Source organism: Streptomyces sp. NPDC008079, assembly GCF_042957385.1.
Taxonomy (GTDB): Bacteria; Actinomycetota; Actinomycetes; order Streptomycetales; family Streptomycetaceae; genus Actinacidiphila.
In genome coordinates this window covers 133,203-155,967 of the sequence record NZ_JBIBIC010000010.1, presented here as the reverse complement: position 1 = coordinate 155,967, position 22,765 = coordinate 133,203, and the positions used below count along the sequence as shown (strand labels likewise).

Sequence of the window (22,765 nt, the reverse complement as noted above, 5' to 3'; positions counted from 1 at the left end):
TTTCGGTCCGTGAATGCTCTCTTTCGTCGCGGGTGTTTCACCGGGACCATCACCCGGTCCTTCGCGGCGTCATCCGCCGCGCGCGGCAGGGAACGCCCTTCGCCGCGAATCGCCGCGCCGGCGGAACCCGAGTGCCCGACGCGATGACGCGGGCGCGCTTTCCCGCCTCCCTCGGCACGGCGTCGGCGGCCTTTTTATCGACGGGCTGATTTCGTCGTTTCTCCGCACCGTTCCAGAATCTCCCCGAAGGGGTCGACCGGCATGCATGAAGACAGCTCCTTCTCAGAAGACAGTTCCTTCCCGGCGGACAGCGTTTCCCGGGATCTCTTCGAACTGACGTCGGCCCAGCAAGGTGTCTGGTACGGGCAGTTGATCGATCCGGACAGCCCGAAGTACAACATCGGGGAATGCCTGGAGATCCGCGGCGACCTCGACGAGGCGCTTTTCGCCGCCGCGCTCGGCCGGGCCGTCGCCCACTGCGACAATCTCCACCTGCGGTTCGAGACCGGCGACGACGGCGTCCGGCAGTACGTCACCGAACGCCCGGCCACCGCGACCGACCGGGTCCGCCTGATCGACCTGTCCGGCGCCGAGGACCCGGCGGCCGAGGCCGAGGCGTACATGGCACGGGACATGGCCACCGTCGACCGGCTCGACGCCCCGTCCCACCACTTCGCGCTGCTGCGTCTGGCCCCCCGGCTGCGCTACTGGTACGTGCGCTACCACCACATAGCCATCGACGGCCTCAGCGGCGGCGTGGTCAACCACCTCGTGGCCGACCTCTACGCGCGTGCGGTCCGCGGCGAGGACATCGCCGCGGTCGACCTCCCGGCCGCCTCACTGCGCGAGCTGGTGGCGGACGAGCTGGCGTACCTCGGGTCGGAGCGCCACCGCGCGGACCGGGCGTACTGGATCGACACCTTCGCCGGGCCGACCGCCGAACGCGGGACGGACGCGGCGGGGACGGCCGGGACAGCGGTACCGGCGGGAACGGCACGAACAGCGGACGAGGCGGACGCCCGCGGCGGCGCGCCGCTCATCCGCCGCCGCGCCGCGGACCTGCCGGACGCGGGCGACGCCGCCCCGCCGGGCGCGGGCCCGGCCACCCCGCTGCACACCGGCGAGTCGCTGCCCGTCGCCGTCCTGGATGGCCTGCGACGACTCGGCTCCGCCCGCCGCACCACCTGGACGGCCGTCGTGGTGAGCGCGGCCGCCGCGTACGTCGCGCGGGCCACCGGCCGCGAGGACGTCACCGTCGGGCTGGCCTCGAACGGCCGGCACAGCGCGCTGCGGCACGCCGTCGGCATGACGGCCAACGTGCTGCCGATCAGGCTGCGCCTGCCCGCCGACCGGACCGTCGGCGACCTGATCCGGTCGGTGTCCGCCGAGATGGCCCGCGCCCTGCGCCACCGCCGCTACTCCCGCGAACAGCTCGCCCGCGAGGTGGACGCGGGCGACGACGCCGCGCGCCTGACCGATCTCGTCGTCAACGTCATGCCCTACAACTTCGACCTCGACCTCGCGGGCAGCCCCGCCACCTCCCGCGTGCTGTCCATCGGACCCGTCGACGACGTGTCGCTCTTCGTCTCCGAACGGTCGGAGGGCATAGGCCCGCTGATCGGGCTGGACGCCGCCCCGGCGCTCTACCACCCCGACGACGTCCTGCTCCACCAGCACGCTCTCGTCTCCTTCCTCACCGCTCTGGCGGCGGCGGACGCCGACACCCTGCTGCGCGACCTGCCGTTCCTGGACGACGACGCGGCCGAGGCGGTCCTCGCCCAGGGCCGCGGCGCGCAACTGCCGCCGCGCACCGCAGCGGCGAACCTGCCCGAGGCGTTCGCCGCCCAGGCGCGCCTGACCCCGGACGCGACGGCCGTCGTGGACGGCGCCCGCACGCTCTCCTACCGCGAACTCGCCCGCACCGCGGACGCCCTGTCCCACGCCCTGGCGGGCTGGGGCGTGGCCGCGGAGGACCGGGTCGCGGTGCTCTTGGAACGCTCGGCCGCGGTGGTGTCCGCCACCCTCGGCGTGGTGGGCGCGGGCGCCGCCTACGTGCCGATGGACCCGGCCTGGCCCGCGGAACGGCTCAGCGGCGTCTGCGGCGTCGCGGACGTACGCGCCCTGGTGGTCGATGAGGCCGCCGCCGCGCAGCCGTGGGTGAAGGAGGCGGCGGCCGGTCTGCCGGTCGTCGTCGTCGACAGGACCGGCGCCGTCGTCCGCGGCGGGCCGCCGTCCCCGACGCCGCCGCCGAGGGCCGGACATCCCGACCGGCTCGCGTATGTGATGTTCACCTCGGGCTCGACCGGTCTGCCCAAGGGAGTTGGCGTCACGCACGGGGACGTTCTGGCGCTGGCGGCCGACTCCGCGTGGCACGACGGGGCGGTGGAAGCGGTGCTGATGCACTCGGCGTACGTCTTCGACGCCTCGACGTTCGAGATCTGGGCGCCGCTGCTCAACGGCGGCCGGATCGTCGTCGCACCCGAAGGCGTCCTGCACGCACCGGTCCTGCGCGACATGGTGGAGCGCCACGCGGTGACCGCGCTGTTCCTGACCACCGCCCTGTTCAACCTGGTGGCAGAGGAGGAGCCGACGGCGTTCGCCGGACTGCGCCTGGTCTGCTCCGGAGGCGAGGCCGCCGCTCCCGACCTGCTGCGACGGGTGGCCGTCGGCGCGCCCGACGTGACGGTGCTGCACGTGTACGGGCCCACCGAGACCACCACCTTCGCCACCCGCCACCACGTCACCGCCGACCCGCTGCCGGGACCGCCGCCCATCGGCCGGCCCCTGGACGGCATGCGCCTGTACGTGCTCGACGATGCCCTGCGCCTGGTGCCGCCCGGCGTGGTGGGGGAGCTGTACGTCGGCGGCTCCGGGGTGGCGCGCGGCTACGTCGGCCGCCCCGACCTGACCGCGACACGTTTCGTGGCCGACCCGTTCGGTACGGGGGGCGGCCGGATGTACCGCACCGGAGACCTCGTGCGCTGGACCGCGGGCGGCCAAGTGGAGTACGTCGGCCGCGCCGACGGCCAGGTCAAGCTCCGCGGCTACCGCATCGAGCCCGCCGAGATCGAGTCCGTCCTGCTCACCGCGCCGGGTGTGCGCGCCGCGTGCGTCGTGGTGCGCGAGGACACGCCGGGCGACCGGCGGCTGGCCGCCTATATCGTGCCGTCGGCCGACGTCCGCCCCGACGACGAGTCCCTGGTCCGGCACGTCACGCGCGCCCTGCCCTCGTACATGGTGCCCTCGGTGTTCGTCCCGCTGGACGCGCTGCCGCTGAACCCCAACGGCAAGGTCGACCGGCGCGCCCTGCCCGTGCCGCCGGCCGCGGTCGCGACCGGCCGTGCCCCGCGCACCCCGCGCGAGGAGGTGCTCGCCGGGCTGTTCGCCGACGTCCTGGGCGTGGCCGCCGTCGGCATCGACGACAACTTCTTCGCGCTGGGCGGCCATTCGCTGCTGGCCACCCGGCTCACCGGCCGGTTACGGGCGGCGCTGGGGGCCGAACTCGACCTGCGCACCCTCTTCGACCACCCGACGGTCGCCTCCCTCGCCGGGGTCCTCGACACCGCCCGCGCCCGCGGACCGGTCCTCGCCCCGCGACAGCGCCCCGACCCGCTGCCGCTGTCCTTCGCGCAGCAGCGGCTGTGGTTCCTCAACCGCGTCGAGGGCCGCCCCGGCAGCACGTACAACGTCCCGCTCGTCCTCGCGCTCGACGGGGACCTGGACGTGCGGACCCTGCGCGAGGCGCTGGCCGACGTGGTCGACCGGCACGAGAGCCTGCGCACCGTCTTCGCCGAGGAGGACGGCGTCGCCCGGCAGGTGATCCGGCACGGCGCCGACGCGGCGGCGCTCGTCCCGCTCACGGTCGCGCACGCCCCGTCCGACGAAGGCGGGGCAGGCGGGGCAGGCGGGGCAGCGGCAGCACGCGACGACGGCGCGGAAGGCGCGGAAGGCGCGGAAGCCGGCGCGGGCCGGGGACGCGAGCACGGCCAGGAGCATGCCGCCGCCTGGGCCGAGGAAACGGTACGGCACCTGACCTCGCTCCCCTTCGACCTCGCAGGGGACGCCCCGCTGCGCGCCCACCTGCTCGTGCTGGGCCCCGCCCGGCACGTCCTGGTCCTCGTCCTGCACCACGTCGTCGCCGACGGCTGGTCGCTGGCCCCGCTCGTGCGTGACCTCGGAGCCGCCTACCGGGCCAGGACCGCGGGCGCGGACGCCCCCGACTGGCCCGCGTTGCGCGTGCAGTACGCCGACTACACGCTCTGGCAGCGCGAACTGCTCGGCGGCGACGGCCCGGACGGCCTGGGCGCACGCCAACTCGCCTTCTGGCGGGCGGCGTTGGCGGGCGCGCCCGACCTCCTCGACCTGCCGCTCGACCGGCCCCGGCGCGCGGTGCCCACCCACCGCGGCGGCGCGCACCCGATCGAACTGCCCGCCGCCACGCACACGGCGCTGGTCCGGCTCGCCCGCGCGTGCGGCCGTACCCCGTTCATGGTCCTCCAGGCGGCCCTCGCGGTGACGCTGCACGCGTACGGCGCGGGCACCGACATCCCGCTGGGCACCGCGGTTGCCGGACGTACCGACGAAGCGCTGGACGACCTGGTCGGCTTCTTCGTCAACACCCTCGTGCTGCGCACCGACCTGTCCGGCGACCCGACCTTCCGCGAACTGCTGGACCGGGTGGGGCGGTTCGACCTGGCCGCCTTCGGCCACGCCGACCTGCCCTTCGAACGGCTGGTGGAGGAGCTGAACCCCGAGCGCTCGGGCGACCACCACCCGCTCTTCCAGACCATGCTGGTCCTCCAGAGCCAGCGGCAGGCGCGGCTCGACCTGCCGGGCGTCACCGTCCACGACCGGTCCGCGCACACCGGGATCAGCAAATTCGACCTGACCCTCTCGCTGACGGAGGCCGACCCCGACCCCGACGGCGACCCGGCCGAGGCCGGCGGCATCAGCGGGTATCTGGAGTACGCCGCCGACCTCTTCGACCCGGACACCGCCCGCGACCTGTGCGACGGCTTCGTCCGTGTCCTCACCCAGGCGGTGGCCGAACCCGGCCTCGCCGTCAGCGCGTTGGAGCCGATGGCGCCCGGCGCGCGGGCCCGGCTCCTCGCCCGCGGACAGGGCGAGCGGCGACCGCTGCCGACCCGTACCGTGCCCGAGGCGGTACGGGAGTGGGCCCTGCGCAGACCCGGCGCCGTCGCCGTGCGCGACGCGGGCGCCAGCCTGACCTACGCCGCTCTCGACGCCCGCGCCGACAGCCTCGCCCAGGTACTGCGCGAGCGAGGGGTCGGCCGCGAGAGCGTCGTGGCCCTGGCCGTACCGCCGTCCGTGGACACCGTGGTGGCCATGCTGGCGGTCCTGCGGGCGGGCGGGGCCTACCTGCCCGTCGATCCGCGGTACCCGGCGGCGCGCATCCGGCAGATGCTCGACGACGCCGGGCCCGTCCTGCTGCTCACCACCGGGCGGATACGCGAGGACCTGCCCGTCGGCGGCCCGCCCCGGCTCGCGCTCGACGACCCGGCCGACATGGCGGCCGGCCCCATGGCGCGGGACCCGAGACCGTCCCATCCGGCCGACCCCGCGTACGTCATCTACACCTCAGGTTCCACCGGCCGCCCCAAGGGCGTGGTCGTGCCGCACGGCGCGCTGGCCAACCACATGGCCTGGATGACGCGGCACTTGGACGTCACCGCGGACGACCGGGTGCTCGCCCGCACCTCCACCAGCTTCGACGCGTCCGTCTGGGAGGTGTGGCTCCCGCTGGTGAACGGCGCCGAGGTCTGCGTGCTGCCGCGCGAGGCCAACGAGGAACCCCGTGAACTCGTCTCCTGGATGAGCGGGTTCGGCGTGACCCTCGCCCAATTCGTGCCCTCCCACCTCGCCCTCGTCCTCGCCGAGGCCGGGAGCCACGCCCCGCTGCCCGACCTGCGCGCCGTGCTGTGCGGCGGCGAACCGCTGCCGCGCGCCGTCGCGGCCGAGGTCGCCGCCCAGTGGCGGGTGCCGACGCACAATCTCTACGGGCCGACCGAGGCGACCATCGACGCCACCGCCCACCGCGTGCCGGACGCGACGACCGCGCCCACCGGCCCGCACGCCCGGCCCGCCGCACCCGACGAGCCGTCCGCCGCGACCGCCGCGTCCGAGACCGTGCCGATCGGCCGTCCCGTCGACACCATGCGCGGGTACGTCCTCGACGACCGGCTGCGGCCCGTCCCGCCGGGTGTCACGGGGGAGTTGTACCTGGCGGGCCCCAACCTCGCGCGCGGCTACCTCGACCGGCCGGGGCTGACCGCCGCCCGGTTCGTCGCCGACCCCTTCGCCGCCGACCTCGCCGCCACCGCCACAACAGCCGCCACCGCTGACCTCGCCGCCATCGGCGACCCCGGCGACCCGACCTCCGCCGCCGGTGCCCGGATGTACCGGACGGGCGACCTCGTGCGGTGGAGCCGCGACGGCCTGCTCGAATACCGGGGCCGCGCCGACGACCAGGTCAAACTCCGTGGTTTCCGGATCGAGTTGGGCGAGGTCGAGGCCGAACTGGCGGCCCTGCCCGGCGTCACGGCCGCCTGCGCCGTCGTCCGCGAGGACGTCCCCGGCAGGCCCGTCCTGGTCGCGTACGCCGTTACCGGCGACCCGGCACCGCAGGGTCCCGGCCTGCGCGACGCGCTCGCCGGGACGCTGCCCCACCACATGGTCCCCTCGGCGGTCGTCGTGCTCGACGCCCTTCCGCTGCTGCCCAACGGCAAGGTGGACCGCCGCGCCCTGCCCGAGCCCGCCGCGGGCACCGGCGGCCCGAGCGCACCGGGACGGCGCACCTTCCAGGAGGAACTGCTCGCCGGGATCTTCGCCGACGTCCTCGAAGTGCCCCAAGTACGGCCCGGGGACAGCTTCTTCGACCTCGGCGGGCACTCCCTGCTCGCGATGCGCGTCGTCAGCCGTATCCGCACCCTGCTGCACGCCGACGTCACCCTGCGCACGCTGTTCGAGCACCCGACCGTCGAGGAGCTGGCCCGCGTCCTGGACACGCCGGGCCGCCGCCGACCCGCGGTGCTGCCCGTCACACGGCGGCCCGACCCGCTGCCGCTGTCGTTCGCCCAGCGCCGCCTGTGGTTCCTCAACCGGCTGGAGGGCCCCAGCTCCACGTACAACATCCCGCTCGTCCTGCAACTGCGGGGCGCCCTGGACGCGGACGCCCTGCGCGGCGCGCTGCGCGACACCGTCGCCCGGCACGAGGCGCTGCGCACGGTGTTCCCCGAACGGGACGGCGTACCGCACCAGTTGATCCTTCCGGCCGATACGGCCGCGCCCGCGCTGCCCGTCACGAGCACCGCCCCCTCGCGGCTGGAGGCGGCCGTCCTGGACGCCGTACAGGAGCCGTTCGACGTCGGGACCGACCTGCCGCTGCGCGCGCTGCTGCTGCGCTCCGCGCCCGAACACCACGTCCTGGTCCTGGTGTTGCACCACATCGCGGGCGACGGCTGGTCGCTGGCCCCGCTCGCCCGCCATCTCGGCGACGCCTACCGGGCGCGCCTGGCGGGCGAAGAGGGCGGCACGGCGCCCGGCGCGCGGCTCCAGTACGCCGACTACACCCTGTGGCAGCACGCCCTTCTCGCCGAGGACGGAAGCGACAGGGCCGCCGAGGACCCCGCCGCCCACGGCGACAGCCTGCTGCGGGAACAGCTCGACCACTGGCGCGCCGCCCTCGACGGGCTGCCCGTCCTGATCGACCTGCCCTCGGACCGGCCGCGCCCGGCCGTCGTCGACCCGAGGGGCGCGGTGCACGCCTTCGACGTGCCGCCCGCCGTGCGCGACGGCCTGCTGAAGCTGGCCAGGGAGTCGGGGAGCAGCCTGTTCATGGTGCTCCAGGCGGCCGTCGCCACCCTGCTGAGCCGGCACGGCGCCGGGGACGACATCCCGCTCGGCACCCCGGTGGCGGGCCGCACGGACGAGGCGCTCGAAGACCTGGTCGGGTTCTTCGTCAACACCCTCGTGCTGCGCACCGACCTGTCCGGCGACCCCACCTTCGCCGAACTCCTCACCCGTGTCAGGGAGTTCGACCTGACGGCCTACGCGCACCAGGACATACCCTTCGAGCGGCTGGTGGAGGAGCTCAACCCCGCCAGAGCGCGCGACCACCACCCGCTGTTCCAGACCATGCTCGTCCTGCAGAACCAGGACAGTCCCCGCCCCGACCTGCCCGGCGTCGCCGTCGAGGACCGCCTCGTCCACAACGGCCTGAGCAAGTTCGACCTCACCTTCGCCTTCACCGAGGAGCCCGCGGGGGCCCCCGATGCGGACGGCTCCCTGAGCGCCGGAATCGAGTACGCCACCGCCCTCTTCGACCGTGCCACCGTCGAAACCCTCGCCGCGCGCCTGGTCGGGCTGCTGGAACAGGTCGTGGCCGATCCGGACCTGCGCCTGGCCGCGTACGACCTGATGACGCCGGACGAACACACCCGCATCACGCGCTGGGGCACCGGCCGCGCCCTGCCGACCGGCCCGGAGGACGGCACCCTGACCGCCGCCTTCGCCGCCCAGGCGCGGCGCACGCCGGACGCCGTGGCCGTCGTCGCCGACGACACCACCCTCGACTACGCGGGACTCGACCGGATCTCGGCCGACCTCGCCGGGGTGCTCGCCGGTCTCGGGGCCGGTCCGGAGACACGGGTCGGTGTGCTGCTCGACCGGTCCGCCGCGGTGGTGTCGGTGTCCCTCGGCACCGTCCGCTCCGGGGCCGCCTACGTCCCCCTCGACGGGCGCTGGCCCGACGAACGCCACAGCCAGGTCGCCGACATCGCGGACATCCGCCTCCTCGTCGTCGGCGAGGAGGCCGCGCGATCGCCCCGGGTCGCCGCCGCCGGGACGCCGGTCGTGGTCGTGGACCGGCTCGGCCGGGTGCTGTCCGGAGCGCGCCGCCCCGCCGCCCCGGCCCCCGTGCCCGGCCCCGCGACCCTGGCGTACGTGATGTTCACCTCGGGCTCGACCGGTCTGCCCAAGGGAGTTGGCGTCACGCACGGGGACGTCCTGGCGTTGGCGGCCGATTCCGCGTGGCACGACGGCGCGGTGGAAGCGGTGCTGATGCACTCGGCGTACGTCTTCGACGCCTCGACGTTCGAGATCTGGGCGCCGCTGCTCAGCGGCGGCCGGATCGTCGTCGCACCCGAAGGCGCCCTGGAGGCACACGTCCTCGACCACGCCGTCCACGAGCACGGCGTGACCGCCGTCTTCCTGACCACCGCCCTGTTCAACGTGATCGCGGAGACCGATCCCGGTGCCTTCGCGGGGCTGCGGCTCGTCTGCGCCGGTGGTGAACTTGCCTCGCCCGACCTGATGCAGCGCGTCGCCCGGGTCGCGCCCGGAGCGCGACTCCTGCACGTGTACGGGCCCACCGAGACCACCACCTTCGCCACCCGCCACCACGTCACCGAGGATCTGCCGACCGGGCCGCCGCCCATCGGCCGCCCGCTGGACGGCATGCGCGGTCACGTCCTCGACCACCACCTGCGTCCGGTGCCGCCCGGTGTCACGGGCGAGCTGTACCTGGCAGGACGCGGCGTGGCGCGCGGGTACATCGGCCGCCCCGACCTGACCGCCACGCGCTTCGTGGCCGACCCGTTCGGTACGGGGGGCGGCCGGATGTACCGCACCGGAGACCTCGTGCGCTGGACCCCGGGCGGCCAGGTGGAGTACGTCGGCCGCGCCGACGGCCAGGTCAAGCTGCGCGGCTACCGCATCGAACTGGGCGAGATCGAAGGGGCGCTGGCAGGCTGCGAGGGGGTCGCCGACGCCTTCGCCATGGTCAGGGAGGACACCCCCGGTGACCGCCGGCTCGTGGCCTACGTGGTGCCCGCGGCCGACGGCCGCCCGGAGGCCGGTGCGCTCGCGAGCGCCCTCGGCCACTCGCTGCCCGCCTACATGGTGCCGTCGGCGTTCGTCCTCCTCGACACGCTGCCGCTGACCCCCAACGGCAAGGTCGACCGGCACGCGCTCCCCGAACCCGCCCGCCGCGCGCCGGTCCGCACGACGGCCGCCCGCACCGCCCGCGAGGAGATCGTCCGCGGCCTGTTCGCCGACGTCCTCGGACTGCCCGCCGCGGCGGCCGACGACGACTTCTTCGCGCTGGGCGGCCACTCGCTGCTCGCCACCCGCCTCGCCGCCCGCGTCCGCACCGCGCTCGGTGTGGAGATCGAGGTCAGAGCCCTGTTCGAGCATCCCACCCCATCCCGGCTCGCCGACGCTCTCGACGACGCGCGGCGGGCCAGGACGCCGCTGCTGCGGGCCGCCTCCCGCCCCGACCCGCTGCCGCTGTCCTTCGCGCAGCAACGGCTGTGGTTTCTCAACCGGTTCGAGGGGCCCAGCGCCACGTACAACGTGCCGATGGTGCTGCGGCTGGACGGTCCGCTCGACGCGGACGCCCTCGCGAGCGCCGTCGCCGACGTCGTCGAGCGGCACGAGAGCCTGCGCACGGTCTTCCCCGACACACGGGGCGTGGCACGCCAGGTGGTGCGCGCCGCCGACGACGCGGACATCGACCTCGCGCCGCGCGACACCGACCCCGGGCGGCTGGACGAGGCGCTGAGCGCGGAGGTGGCGCACACCTTCGACGTGAGCACCGGCCTCCCGCTGCGGGCGCGGCTGCTGCGGCTGGCCGACGACGCCCACGTCCTGGTCCTGCTGGTCCACCACATCGCGGGCGACGGCTGGTCGCTGGCCCCGCTCGCCCGTGACCTGGGCCTGGCCTACCGGGCCCGCGTCGCGGGCGAGGAGCCCGGCTGGACCGAACTCGCCGTGCAGTACGCCGACTACACGCTGTGGCAGCGGGAACTGCTCGGCGCCGAGGACGACCCGTCCAGCCGGGCCGCGCGCCAACTGGACTTCTGGCGCGGCGCGCTCGACGGCGCTCCCGAACTCCTCGACCTGCCGTACGACCGGCCGCGCCCCGACGTCACCTCGCATCGCGGCGACGCGTTCTCCTTCGCCGTGGACGCCGGTACCCATCGGGCGCTGGCGGACCTCGCCCGCGCCCGCGGGTGCAGCCTGTTCATGGTGCTCCAGGCCGGTGTGGCGGTGCTGCTCTCCCGGCACGGCGCGGGCGAGGACATCCCGCTCGGCACCCCCGTGGCCGGGCGCACCGACGAGGCGCTGGACGACCTGGTGGGCTTCTTCGTCAACACCCTCGTGCTGCGCACCGACCTGTCGGGGAACCCCACCTTCGGCGAAGTGCTCGACCGCGTGCGGGAGTTCGACCTGGCCGCCTACGCCCACCAGGACATTCCGTTCGAACGCCTGGTGGACAGCCTCGACCCGGTCCGCGCCCAGAACCGGCACCCGCTCTTCCAGACCATGGTCGCGCTCCAGAACCAGGCCGACGCCGCCGTGGACCTGCCCGGCCTCACCGTGACCGGGCAGCGGGTCGGCACCGGCATCAGCAAGTTCGACCTGACGTTCACCTTCACCGAGAAGCGCGACGAGGTGAACGCGCCCGCCGGTCTCGACGCGGTCCTGGAGTTCTCCACCGAACTGTTCGCCCACTCCACCGCGCACGGCCTGGCCGACCGCCTCACCCGGCTCCTCGGCGCGCTCGCCGCCGAGCCGGAGCGGCCGGTGCACACCGCCCCCGTCCTGGCCGCCGACCGGCGGGCGGCGCTGCTGGCGGCCGGGCACGGCCCGCTCCGGCCCGCTGCGGGCACGATCCCCTCGGCGTTCGAGGCGCAGCGCGCCCGGACCCCGGAGGCCGTCGCGGTGCGCGCGGGCGCGCGGACCCTGACCTTCACCGAACTCGACGCGCTCTCCGACCAGTTGGCGGACCGCCTGCGCGGTCGCGGGGTCGGCCGCGGCGACCTGGTCGCCCTCGCGATGCCCGGCACCCCGGACCAGACGGTCGCCATGCTGGCGGTGGCCAAGGCCGGGGCGGCCTATCTGGCGGTCGACCCCGAGTACCCGCGGGCCCGTATCGCCTTCATGATCGACGACGCCCGTCCCGTACTGCTGCTCACCCGCGGGGCCACCGCGCCGCAGGACCTGCCCGTACCCGTCCTGGACCTGGACGTGGACCTGGACCTGGACCCGGGGGCCGTGAGCACCGGCGCGGCCGGTCGGAATGCTGTGGCGGCCGACCCGCGCGACGCGGCGTACGTCATCTACACCTCGGGCTCCACCGGGCGCCCCAAGGGCGTGGTCGTCACCCACGGCTCCGTCACCAACCACATGGCGTGGATGGCCGCCCACCTCGAACTCACCGACGACGACCGGGTCCTCGCCCGCACCTCACCGAGCTTCGACGCCTCCGTCTGGGAGACCTGGCTGCCGCTGCTCCACGGCGGTGCCACCTGCCCCGTGCCGCCCGCGGCCAACCACGACCCGGCGGGACTGCTGGCCCTGATGCGCGAGACAGAGGTGACCGTCGCGCAGTTCGTGCCCTCGCACCTCTCGCTCCTGCTGGCCGAGACCGCCCCCGGCGACGCGCCCGGGAGCCTGCGCGCGGTGCTGTGCGGCGGCGAGCCGCTGACCCGGACACTGGCGGAGCGCGTCGGCCGCGACTGGCGGGCGCGGGTGCACAATCTCTACGGCCCGACCGAGGCCACCATCGACGCCACCGCCCACCGGTGGGACGGGCGGCAGGACACCGACGGGTACGGGGAGAGCGTCCCGCTGGGCCGCCCCGTCGACAACACCCGCGCCTACGTCCTCGACAGCGGCCTCCAGCCCGTGCCGCCCGGCGTCACCGGGGAGCTGTACCTCGCGGGCGACGGCCTCGCCCGCGGCTACCTCGGCCGCCCGGCGCTGACCGCGGCGCGGTTCGTCGCCGACCCGCACGGACCCGGCGGCGCCCGGATGTACCGCACGGGCGACCTCGTCAGATACGGCGCCGACGGCGAGCTCACCTTCGTCGCCCGCGCCGACGAACAGGTCAAGCTCAACGGCCTGCGCATCGAACCCGGCGAGATCGAGGCCGCCCTCACCGGCCTGGACGGGATCGCCGCCGCGTGCGTACTGGTCCGCGAGGACATACCGGGGGAGCGGCGCCTGGTCGCCTACACCGTCCCCGACCGGCCCGGCGCCCCCACCGACCGCGAACTGCGCGACCGCCTGGCAGCGGAAATGCCCGTCTACATGACACCCGCCGTCTTCGTCCCGCTGGACGCGCTGCCCCTGCTGCCCAACGGAAAGACCGACCGCAAGGCGCTGCCAGCCCCGGCCCGGCCCGCCGCCGCCCGGCCCGGAGGACAGCCGCGCACCGCGTCCGAGCGCGTGCTCTGCGAGGTCTTCGCCGCGCTGCTGCACACCGACACCGTCCGTACCGACGACGACTTCTTCGGTCTCGGCGGCGACAGCATCCTCTCGATCCAGCTCGTCAGCCGCGCGCGGGAGGCCGGGCTGAGCGTCACACCGCGCGACGTGTTCGCGCACCGCACGCCCGAGGCGATCGCGGCCGTCGCCCGAACCCTCGGCCAGGACGTGCCGGCCCAGGCCGTACCCGGCTCCGGCGAACTGCCGGCCACGCCCATCGCCGCGTGGCTGCTGCGTCGGCCCGGCACCATCGACGGGTACAACCAGTCAGGGGTGCTGCGCACACCCGCGGGAGCCGACGAGGACAGCATCGCCGCCACGCTCCAGCGCCTCATCGACCACCACGACACGCTCCGGCTGCGGGCCGTCAGGACCGGCGAGGACGGCCCCGTGCTCGACGTGCTGCCGCCCGGCGCCGTGAGCATCCGCCGGCGCCTCACCCGTGTCGATGTCGCGGGACTCGACGCCGACGCCGTCCGCACCGTCCTCGCCGAGGCCGGGGAGCGGGCCCGGCGGCGGCTGCGGCCCGCGGACGGCCACGTGATCGAGGCGGTCTGGTGCGACGCGGGACCGCACGCGCGCGGACGGCTGCTGCTGGTCGTGCACCACCTCGCCGTCGACGCCGTCTCCTGGCGCGTCCTCGCCGAAGACCTCGCCACCGCCTGGCACGCCGTCACCTCGGGTCCGCCCGAGGACGGCCTGCCCGCCGTCGGCACGACCTACCGCGGCTGGGCGCGGCTGCTCGCCGCCCAGGCGCTGGAACCGGCGCGCGAAGCGGAACTCCCGCTGTGGGAAAGGGCCTTGAGCACCCCCGCGCCCCGCCTGGGAAACCGGCCGCTCCACCCCGACCTGGACACCGCCGACCGGACCCGCACGGTGACCACCCGGCTGCCCGCCACCTGGACCGCGCCGCTGCTCACCGACGTGCCCGCCGCCTTCCACGCGGGAGTCGGCGACGTCCTGCTCACCGGCCTCGCCCTCGCCCTGAACTCCTGGCAGGCCCAACGGGCGGCCGACGGCGGCCCGTTGCCCGGCGGCACCGGCGTGCTGCTCGACGTCGAGGGCCACGGACGCGAGCAGATCGCCGACCACGTCGACCTGTCCCGTACCGTCGGCTGGTTCACCAGCCTCTACCCGGTCAGCGTCGATCCGGGACCCGTCGATCCCCGCGACCCCGGGCGCTTCGGCCCCGCGCTCGTGGACCGCGCGCTCAAACGCGTCAAGGAGCAGTTGCGGGCCGTGCCCGACCACGGCCTCGGATTCGGGATGCTGCGCCACCTCAACCCGGCCACCCGCCCCCGGCTCGCCGCCCTGCCGGAACCGCAGATCGGCTTCAACTACCTCGGCCGGTACACCACTTCGCACCAGGACACCGCCGGGGCCGCGCGGCAGGACGCGGGCGCCGACTGGGAAGTGCTGCTCGACGGCGGCGGCCCGCGCGCCCAGGACCCGGACATGCCCGTCCACCACGTCCTCGACATCAACGCGCACACCGAGGACCTGCCCGACGGCCCGCGCCTGGTGACCCGGTGGACGTGGGCCGCCGACCTGATCGCGGAAGAGGAGATCGACGCCCTGTCCGACGCCTTCGGCCGCGCCCTGCGCGCCATCGCCGAGCACACCGAACAACCCGACGCGGGCGGCTACACGCCCTCCGACCTACCGCTGGTCTCGCTCGACCAGGCCCAGATCGACCGGCTTCAGAACAAGTGGGGTGGACACAAGTGACCGGGTTCCAGTTGGAGGACGTACTTCCGCTGACACCGCTTCAGTCGGGGATGCTCTTCCACGCGCTGTACGACTCCGCCGCCGTGGACGTCTACACCGCGCAGTTCGTCTTCGACCTCGAAGGCGCCGTCGACGTCGCCGCGCTGCGCGCCGCCATCGGCGCCCTGCTGCGGCGGCACGCCAACCTGCGGGTCGGTTTCCTGCACGAGGACCTGGACGAGCCCGTACAGGCGGTCGCCGCCACCGTCCCCGTACCGCTGGAGGAACTCGATCTGACCGGGCGGGACGGCGCGGCGGCGGGTGAACGGCTCGGCGCGTTCCTCGCCGCCGACCGGACCCGGCGCTTCGACCTCACCTCCCCGCCGCTGATGCGGTTCACCCTGGTGCGCACCGCCCCCCGTCAGTCGCGGCTGGTCATGACGAGCCACCACATCCTGCTCGACGGCTGGTCGACACCGCTGCTGGTACGGGAGCTGTTCGAGCTGTACGCGAGCCGCGGCGACGACACCGCGCTGCCCCGCCCCACCCCCTACCGGACCTACCTGGCCTGGCTCGCCCGGCAGGACCGCGCCGCCGCCCTGGACACCTGGCGCACCGCCCTGGCGGGCCTGGAGGCCCCGACCCTGCTCGCCGGGCCCGGCCGGACGCGGACGGCCGCCACCGACGACCTGCCCGGAACGCTCGTCCTCGACCTGGACGCGGCCACCACGACCCGGCTGCGCGAGACCGCCCGCGCCCACCGGCTCACCGTCAACACCCTGGTCCAGGGCGCCTGGGGACTGCTGCTGACGCACCTCACCGGGCGCGACGACATCGTCTTCGGCACCACCGTCTCCGGCCGCCCGCCCGAGATACCCGGCGTCGAATCGATGATCGGCCTGTTCATCAACACCGTGCCGGTACGGCTGCGCCTGGAGCCCGGCGAGACCCTGGCCGCGCTCCTGACCAGGCTCCAGGCCGAACAGGGCCGCCTCCTGGACAGCCAGTACCTGGGCCTGACCGAGATCCGCGGCGTCACCGGACTGGACGAACTCTTCGACACCCTCGCGGTCTTCGAGAACTACCCGGTGGACGCCGCCGCGCTGAGCACCGCCCGGCGCGGACTGCCCGGCCTCGACCTCACCGGTTTCACCGGCACGGACGCCGCCCACTACCCGCTCACCCTCACCATCGCGCCGGGCGACCGGCTGAGGATCACCTTCGGCTACCGGGCCGCCGTCCTCGACCACGACGACGTGGCCCGCACCGTCGCCCGCGTGCGGCGCGTGCTGACCGCGATGGCCGACGGCCTCGACCGCCGCGCCGACACCGTCGACGTCCTCCTCGACGGCGAGCGCGAACGGCTGCTCGCCCTCGGGCGCGGCGCGCCGCTCCCCGTCGGCACCGTGGACACCAGCGTCTGGGACACCGTGCTGCGCCACGCCGCCGACCACCCCGACCGGCCCGCCGTGACCGGCGCGGGCGAGCCGTTGTCGTACCGCGAACTGGCCGACGTCGCGGGGGAGACGGCCCGCGCCCTGACCGGGCTCACCACCGCGTCCGGCAGCCGCGTCGGTGTCATGACGGAGCGCTCGGCCGCCCAGGTCACCGTGTCCCTGGCCGTGCTGGGCGCGGGCGCCGCCTATGTGCCGCTCGACCCGCGCTGGCCCGACGAACGGCTCACCCGTGTCGCCGAGGCGGCCGGACTGCGCGCCCTGGTGGTCGACGAGGCCGCCGCCGCCCATCCGTGGGTCCGCGGTCTCGCCACCGCCCTGCCGACGCTGACCGTGGACGCCGCGGGTCGGGTCCGCGCAGGCGCGCCCGCCGCCCCCGGAACCCTGCCGGAGGTCACCGGGGGCGCCCGGCTCGCGTACGTGATGTTCACCTCGGGCTCCACCGGCCTGCCCAAGGCTGTCGGCGTCACCCACGCCGACATCGCCGCGCTGGCCGCCGACCGCGTCTGGCACGGCGGCGCGGCCGACGCCGTCCTGCTGCACTCGGCGTACGTCTTCGACGCCTCCACCTTCGAGATGTGGGCGCCGCTGCTCAGCGGCGGCCGGGTCGTCGTGGCCCCGCCCGGCCCCCTCCAGCCCGCCGTGCTCCGGGACCTCGTGGCCCGGCACGGCCTGACGTCGGCGTTCTTGACCACTTCCCTGTTCAACCTCGTCGCCGAGGCCGACCCGGACGCGCTCGGCCTGCTCCGCACGGTCGCCTCGGGCGGCGAGGCCGCCGCCCCCGGCGTCCTGCAACGCCTGGCCGCCGCCCACCCCGGCACCGCCGTTCTCAATGTGTACGGGCCCACCGAGACGACCACCTTCGCCACCCGCCACCAGGTGCGCCCCGGGGACGGCCCCGACGGCGCGCCGCCGATCGGCGGCCCCACCGACGGCACCCGCGCCTACGTCCTGGACGCCGCGCTGCGCCCGGTCCCGCCGGGAGCCGAGGGCGAACTGTACGTCGCGGGCCCCGGCGTGGCGCGCGGCTACCTGGAGCGGCCCGCCCTGACGGCCACCCGCTTCGTCGCCGACCCGTTCGCCGCCACCGGGGACCGCATGTACCGCACCGGCGACCTCGTGCGCCAACAGCCCGACGGCGTCCTCCAGTACGTCGCACGGGCCGACCAGCAGGTCAAACTGCGCGGCCACCGCATCGAGCCCGGCGAGATCGAGGCGGTGCTGCGCGCCGACCCGTCGGTGCGGTCCGCCTGCGTCATGGTGCGCGAGGACCTGCCCGGCGGTCGCGGACTCGCCGCGTACGTCGTCCCCGCGCCCGGCCGCACCCCCGACCCCGACCTGCTCACCGCGCACGTCGGCAGCCACCTTCCCGGTTACATGGTGCCGACCGCGATCCAGGTGCTCGACGGCTTCCCGCTGACCGTCAACGGCAAGCTGGACCGGGCGGCCCTCCCCGCGCCCGCCGCCCCTGACCTGGCCCCGGTCCGGGCCCCGCGCGACGCCCACGAGGAGATCCTGACCGGCCTGTTCGCCGACGTGCTCGGGGTGCCCCGGGTCGGCCCGGACGACAGCTTCTTCGCGCTCGGCGGCCACTCGCTGCTCGCCACCCGCCTGGTGGGCCGCATCCGGACCGCCCTGGCCGCCGAGACCGAGATCCGCACGCTGTTCGACCACCCCACCGCCGCCGCCCTCGCGACCGCGCTGAAGGACGCGCGCCGCCCGGCGCGGCCCGCGCTCGTCCCCCAGCCCCGCCCTGCCGTCCTCCCGCTGTCGTACGCCCAGCGCCGCCTGTGGTTCCTGCACCGCCTCGAAGGGCCCTCGGCGACGTACAACATCCCCTTCGCCGTACGCCTGGACGGGCCCCTCGACACCGGCGCGCTGCGCCGGGCCCTGCGCGATGTCGTCGTCCGGCACTCCGCGCTGCGCACGGTCTTCCCCGAGCACGACGGCGGACCGCGCCAGCTCATCACGGCGGCCGACGACGTCCGCCTCGTCCTGGCAGCGGAGACCGTCGAGCCGGACAAGCTGCACGACCGGGTCAGGTCCGCGGCGGCCGAACCGATCGACATCGAGCGGCAGTTGCCGCTGCGGGCGACTGTGCTGCGGCTGGCCGACGACGCCCACGTCCTGGTCCTGGTGATCCACCACATCGCCTCCGACGGGTCCTCCATGGCGCCCCTCGCCCGTGACCTCGCCGCCGCCTACCGCGCCCGCGTCGGCGGGCGGGCCCCGGCCTGGGCCGAACCGCCCGTCGACTACGCCGACTTCACGCTCTGGCAGCGCGGGCTGCTCGGCGACGAGCAGGACCCCGACAGCGCCATGGCCCGCCAACTGCGCTACTGGAAGCAGGCGTTGGACGGTCTGCCGCACCTGGTCGAACTGCCGTGGGACCTGCCGCGCCCCGCCGTCCCCCGGCACACCGGCGCCAGCCACGACTTCGTCCTGGACCCCGCCGTGGCCCGGCGCGTCACCGACCTCGCCCGCAGCCGCGGCTGCACGGTCTTCATGGTGCTCCAGGCCGCCCTGTCACTGCTGTTGTCCCGGCACGGAGCCGGTGACGACATCCCGCTGGGCACGGCGGTCGCCGGACGCACCGACGAGGCCGCGACCGACCTCGTGGGCTTCTTCGTGAACACCCTCGTGCTGCGCACGGACCTGACGGGCGACCCGACGTTCCTCGAACTCCTGGACCGCGTCAAGGACGCCGACCTCGCGGCCTACGCCCACCAGGACGTCCCCTTCGAGCGGCTGGTCGAACTGCTCAACCCCGCGCGCTCGCAGAACCACCACCCGCTCTTCCAGACCATGCTCGTGCTCCAGAACCACGCCCCCGCCGCCCCCTTCGACCTGCCCGGCCTCACCGTCTCCGGCCTGCCCGTCGATCCGGGCGTCAGCAAATTCGACCTGTCGTTCACCTTCACCGAGACACCCGCCGGTACGGGTACGGATACGGATACGGGTACGGGTACGGGTACGGCGGACGGTCAGAACGCGTCCGGCGCGTCCGGCCCGTCCGGCGGCATGCGCGCGACCGTGGACTACGCGACGGAGCTGTTCACCGAGGCCACGGTCGGCGCGCTCGCCGAGCGCCTCGTCGTCCTGCTCGGCGAGGTCACCGCCGACCCCGGCCGCCCGCTGCGGACCTACGACGTCCTCGGCCCCGGCGAACGCGCCCGGATCGCCGCCCTGGGCACAGGACCGGCCGACGACCTGCCCCGCTCGACGGTCCCCGAACTCTTCGCCCGGCAGGTCCGCCGCGCCCCGGACGCCCCGGCGGTGCGCGACGCGGCCACCACCCTCAGCTACGCCGAACTCGACGCGCGCGCCGACGCCCTGGCCCGCCGTCTCCTCGCGCGGGGCATCGGCCCCGAGGACCGGGTGGCCGTCGCGCTGCCCCGGACCAACGACCTCGTCGTCGCCCTCCTCGGCGTCCTCAAGGCCGGTGCCGCCTATCTGCCGCTGGACCCCGACTACCCGGCCCAGCGGCTGTCCTTCATGCTCGACGACGCCGGGCCGCGGCTGCTCCTCACCACGGCCGACGTCGGCGCCCGCCTCCCGGAGACCGCCGTACCGCGCCTGGTGCTCGACAGCCCCGAGGCGGACGGTCCGCCGGTCCCGCCGCGCGGGGACACCGCCGTCCCGCCGCGTGCGCTCCCGTCGCATCCCGCGTACGTCATCTACACCTCCGGCTCCACCGGCCGGCCCAAGGGCGTGGTCGTCACCCACCAGGGCGTCGGCGCCATGGCCAGGACGCAGCGCGACCGGCTCCGGGCCGGTCCCGGCAGCCGGGTCCTCCAGATGGCGTCGGTCAGCTTCGACGCCGCGTTCTGGGAGCTGTGCATGGGGCTGCTGTCCGGCGCCTGCCTGGAGATCGGGGAACGCGAAGCCCTGCTGCCGGGACCCGCCCTCGCGGACGCCGTCCGCACGCGCGGCATCACCCACCTCACGCTGCCCCCGGCCGCGCTCGCGGTGATGGAGCCCGGCTCCCTGCCCACCGGGATCACCCTGGTGCTCGCGGGCGAGGCGTGCCCGCCGGAGCTGGCGCGGGCCTGGGCGCGCGAGCGGTACCTCGTCAACGCCTACGGCCCCACCGAGACGACCGTCTGCGCCACCATGAGCGGCTTCCAGCAGGCGGACGGCGCCCTCGCCCCCGACCGCGCCGTCCCCATCGGCCTGCCCGTGGACGGCACCCGCGTGCACGTACTGGACGACCGGCTGGCACCCGTCCCGTCCGGTGTCATCGGCGAGTTGTACGTGTCGGGCGCGGGACTGGCCCGCGGCTACCTCGGCAGGGCCGCCCTCACCGCGTCCCGCTTCGTGGCCGACCCGTTCGACCGCTCCGGCGGCCGTATGTACCGCACCGGCGACCTGGTGCGCCGTACGGCCGAGGGCCAGATCGTCTACGTCGGCCGGGTCGACGACCAGGTCAAGCTCCGCGGATTCCGGGTGGAACCCGGTGAGATCGAGGCCGCGATCACGGCGCTGCCCGGCGTCGCGGCGGCCTGCGTCGTCGTCCGCGAGGACCGGCCGGGCGACCGGCGCCTGGTCGCCTACACCGTGGCCGCCCGCGGCGAGACGGCCCCCGACGAGGCGGCGATCCGCGCCCGGCTCGCCGACACGCTGCCCGGCCACATGATCCCGGCCGCGTGCGTCCGGCTCGACGCGCTGCCGGTCACCCCCAACGGGAAGACCGACCGCCGTGCCCTGCCCGCACCCGGTCACGCCGCGCCCGCCGCGTCCAGGCCCCCGGCCACCGACCGCGAACGCGAGCTGTGCGCGGCGTTCGCGCAGACGCTCGGCGTGCCCGAGGTCGGGGTGACGGACGACTTCTTCGCCCTCGGCGGCCACTCGCTGCTCGCGGTGACCCTGGCCCGCAGGATCGAGGAGCGGTGCGGCCGACGGCCCTCGCTCAGGGCGCTGTTCGCGGCGCCGACGGTCGAAGGCGTCATCCGGTCGCTGGACGGCGCGGCGGACAGAGGTCCGGCGGCGCCGGACACCACGCCGACCGGGCCGGGCGAGGGCCCGGGCGAGGGACCGCTGGACCCGGTCGCGTCGTACCTCCTCGCGGAGATCCGGCTCGCCCCCGACATCACGGGCGGTGCGCGCCGGACCGCGCCGGTGCCCGCTCCCACCCGCTCCCGCCCCGCCGCCCGCCCCCTGCTGACCGGCGCTTCCGGCTTCCTCGGCGCGTTCCTGCTGCGCGACCTCATCGAGGCCACGGACGGCCCCGTCGACTGCCTGGTCCGCGCCGACGGCCCGGACCACGCGGCGCACCGGCTGCGGGCCAACCTGGAGCGCTACGGCCTCTGGCGCCCCGCCTACGCCGACCTGGTCCGTCCCGTCCCCGGCGACCTGGCCGCCCCCGGTCTCGGCCTGTCGCCCGACGACCGCGCCGCCCTGGCCCGCCGCCTCGGCCCGGTGCTGCACAACGGCGCCCGGGTCAACTTCGCCGCCCCGTACGGCGATCTGCGCGCCCCCAACGTGGCCGGTACCGAGGAACTGCTGCGGCTGCTCGCCGACTCCGGCTCACCGGGCATGCACTACATCTCGACCACGAGCGTCTACGCCCCGTCGTCCGATCCCGACGCCGCGCCCGTCACGGAGTCGACGCCGACCGGCCCGGCCGCCGACCTGCCGGGCGGCTACGCGCAGAGCAAGTGGGTGGCGGAGGGGATCGTCGGCCTGGCGCGCGCCCGCGGCCTGCCGGTCACCGTCTACCGCCCCGGCCGGATCAGCGGCGACACCGCCACCGGCGCCTGCCAGGACCGCGACCTGCTCTGGCAGCTCATCAAGGGCTGCCTCCAGGCCGGGGCGGTGCCGGACCTGCCGCACGGCTCGACCGACTGGATACCCGTCGACTACGTCAGCGCGGCCGTCGTGGCACTGGCCCGCTCCGCCGGGACCAGTACCGCCATGCCCGTGTACCACCTCACCAACCCGGACGCCCCCGACCTGCGGACCGTCTTCGAAGTGGCCGCCCGCCTGGGCCACGACCTGCCCACCGTCCCGGTGGCGCGGTGGCGCTCCCGCGTGGCGGCGCAGCCCGACAACGCCGCCCAGCTCCTGCTCGGCGACGACGCCCCGCCCGCCGGCTCCGCCCCTTCCCACCACCGCCGCTTCGACTCCCGGCGCACCGCCGCGCAAGCCGCCGCCGCGGGTGTCCACCTCCCGCCCCTGACCGACACGGTCCTCACCCGCTACCTCACCCACGGCCACACCACCGGCTATCTCCCTACCCCCTGACCCGGCCCCGTCCGCGCCGCGACCGACCGCCCCCTCAGGACCCGCGCCTCCCGAAACGCGGTGGCCCCGGG

The 22,765-nt window shown here is 75.3% G+C and carries 2 protein-coding genes; both read left to right on the top strand.

Translation table 11 applies throughout. The features are described 5' to 3' along the window. Positions 1 to 261: 261 nt before the first annotated feature. A complete protein-coding gene (locus ACFZAM_RS21950) occupies positions 262 to 15,018 on the top strand; it encodes an amino acid adenylation domain-containing protein (RefSeq protein ID WP_391048406.1) in 14,757 nt (4,918 codons plus the stop codon). Next, positions 15,015 to 22,694 carry an amino acid adenylation domain-containing protein gene (locus ACFZAM_RS21945; RefSeq protein ID WP_391048404.1) on the top strand — a complete coding sequence of 2,560 codons (7,680 nt, stop codon included), beginning with the start codon at positions 15,015 to 15,017 and terminating at the stop codon, positions 22,692 to 22,694. The genes ACFZAM_RS21950 and ACFZAM_RS21945 overlap by 4 nt, the downstream gene beginning before the upstream one ends. Positions 22,695 to 22,765 lie beyond the last annotated feature (71 nt).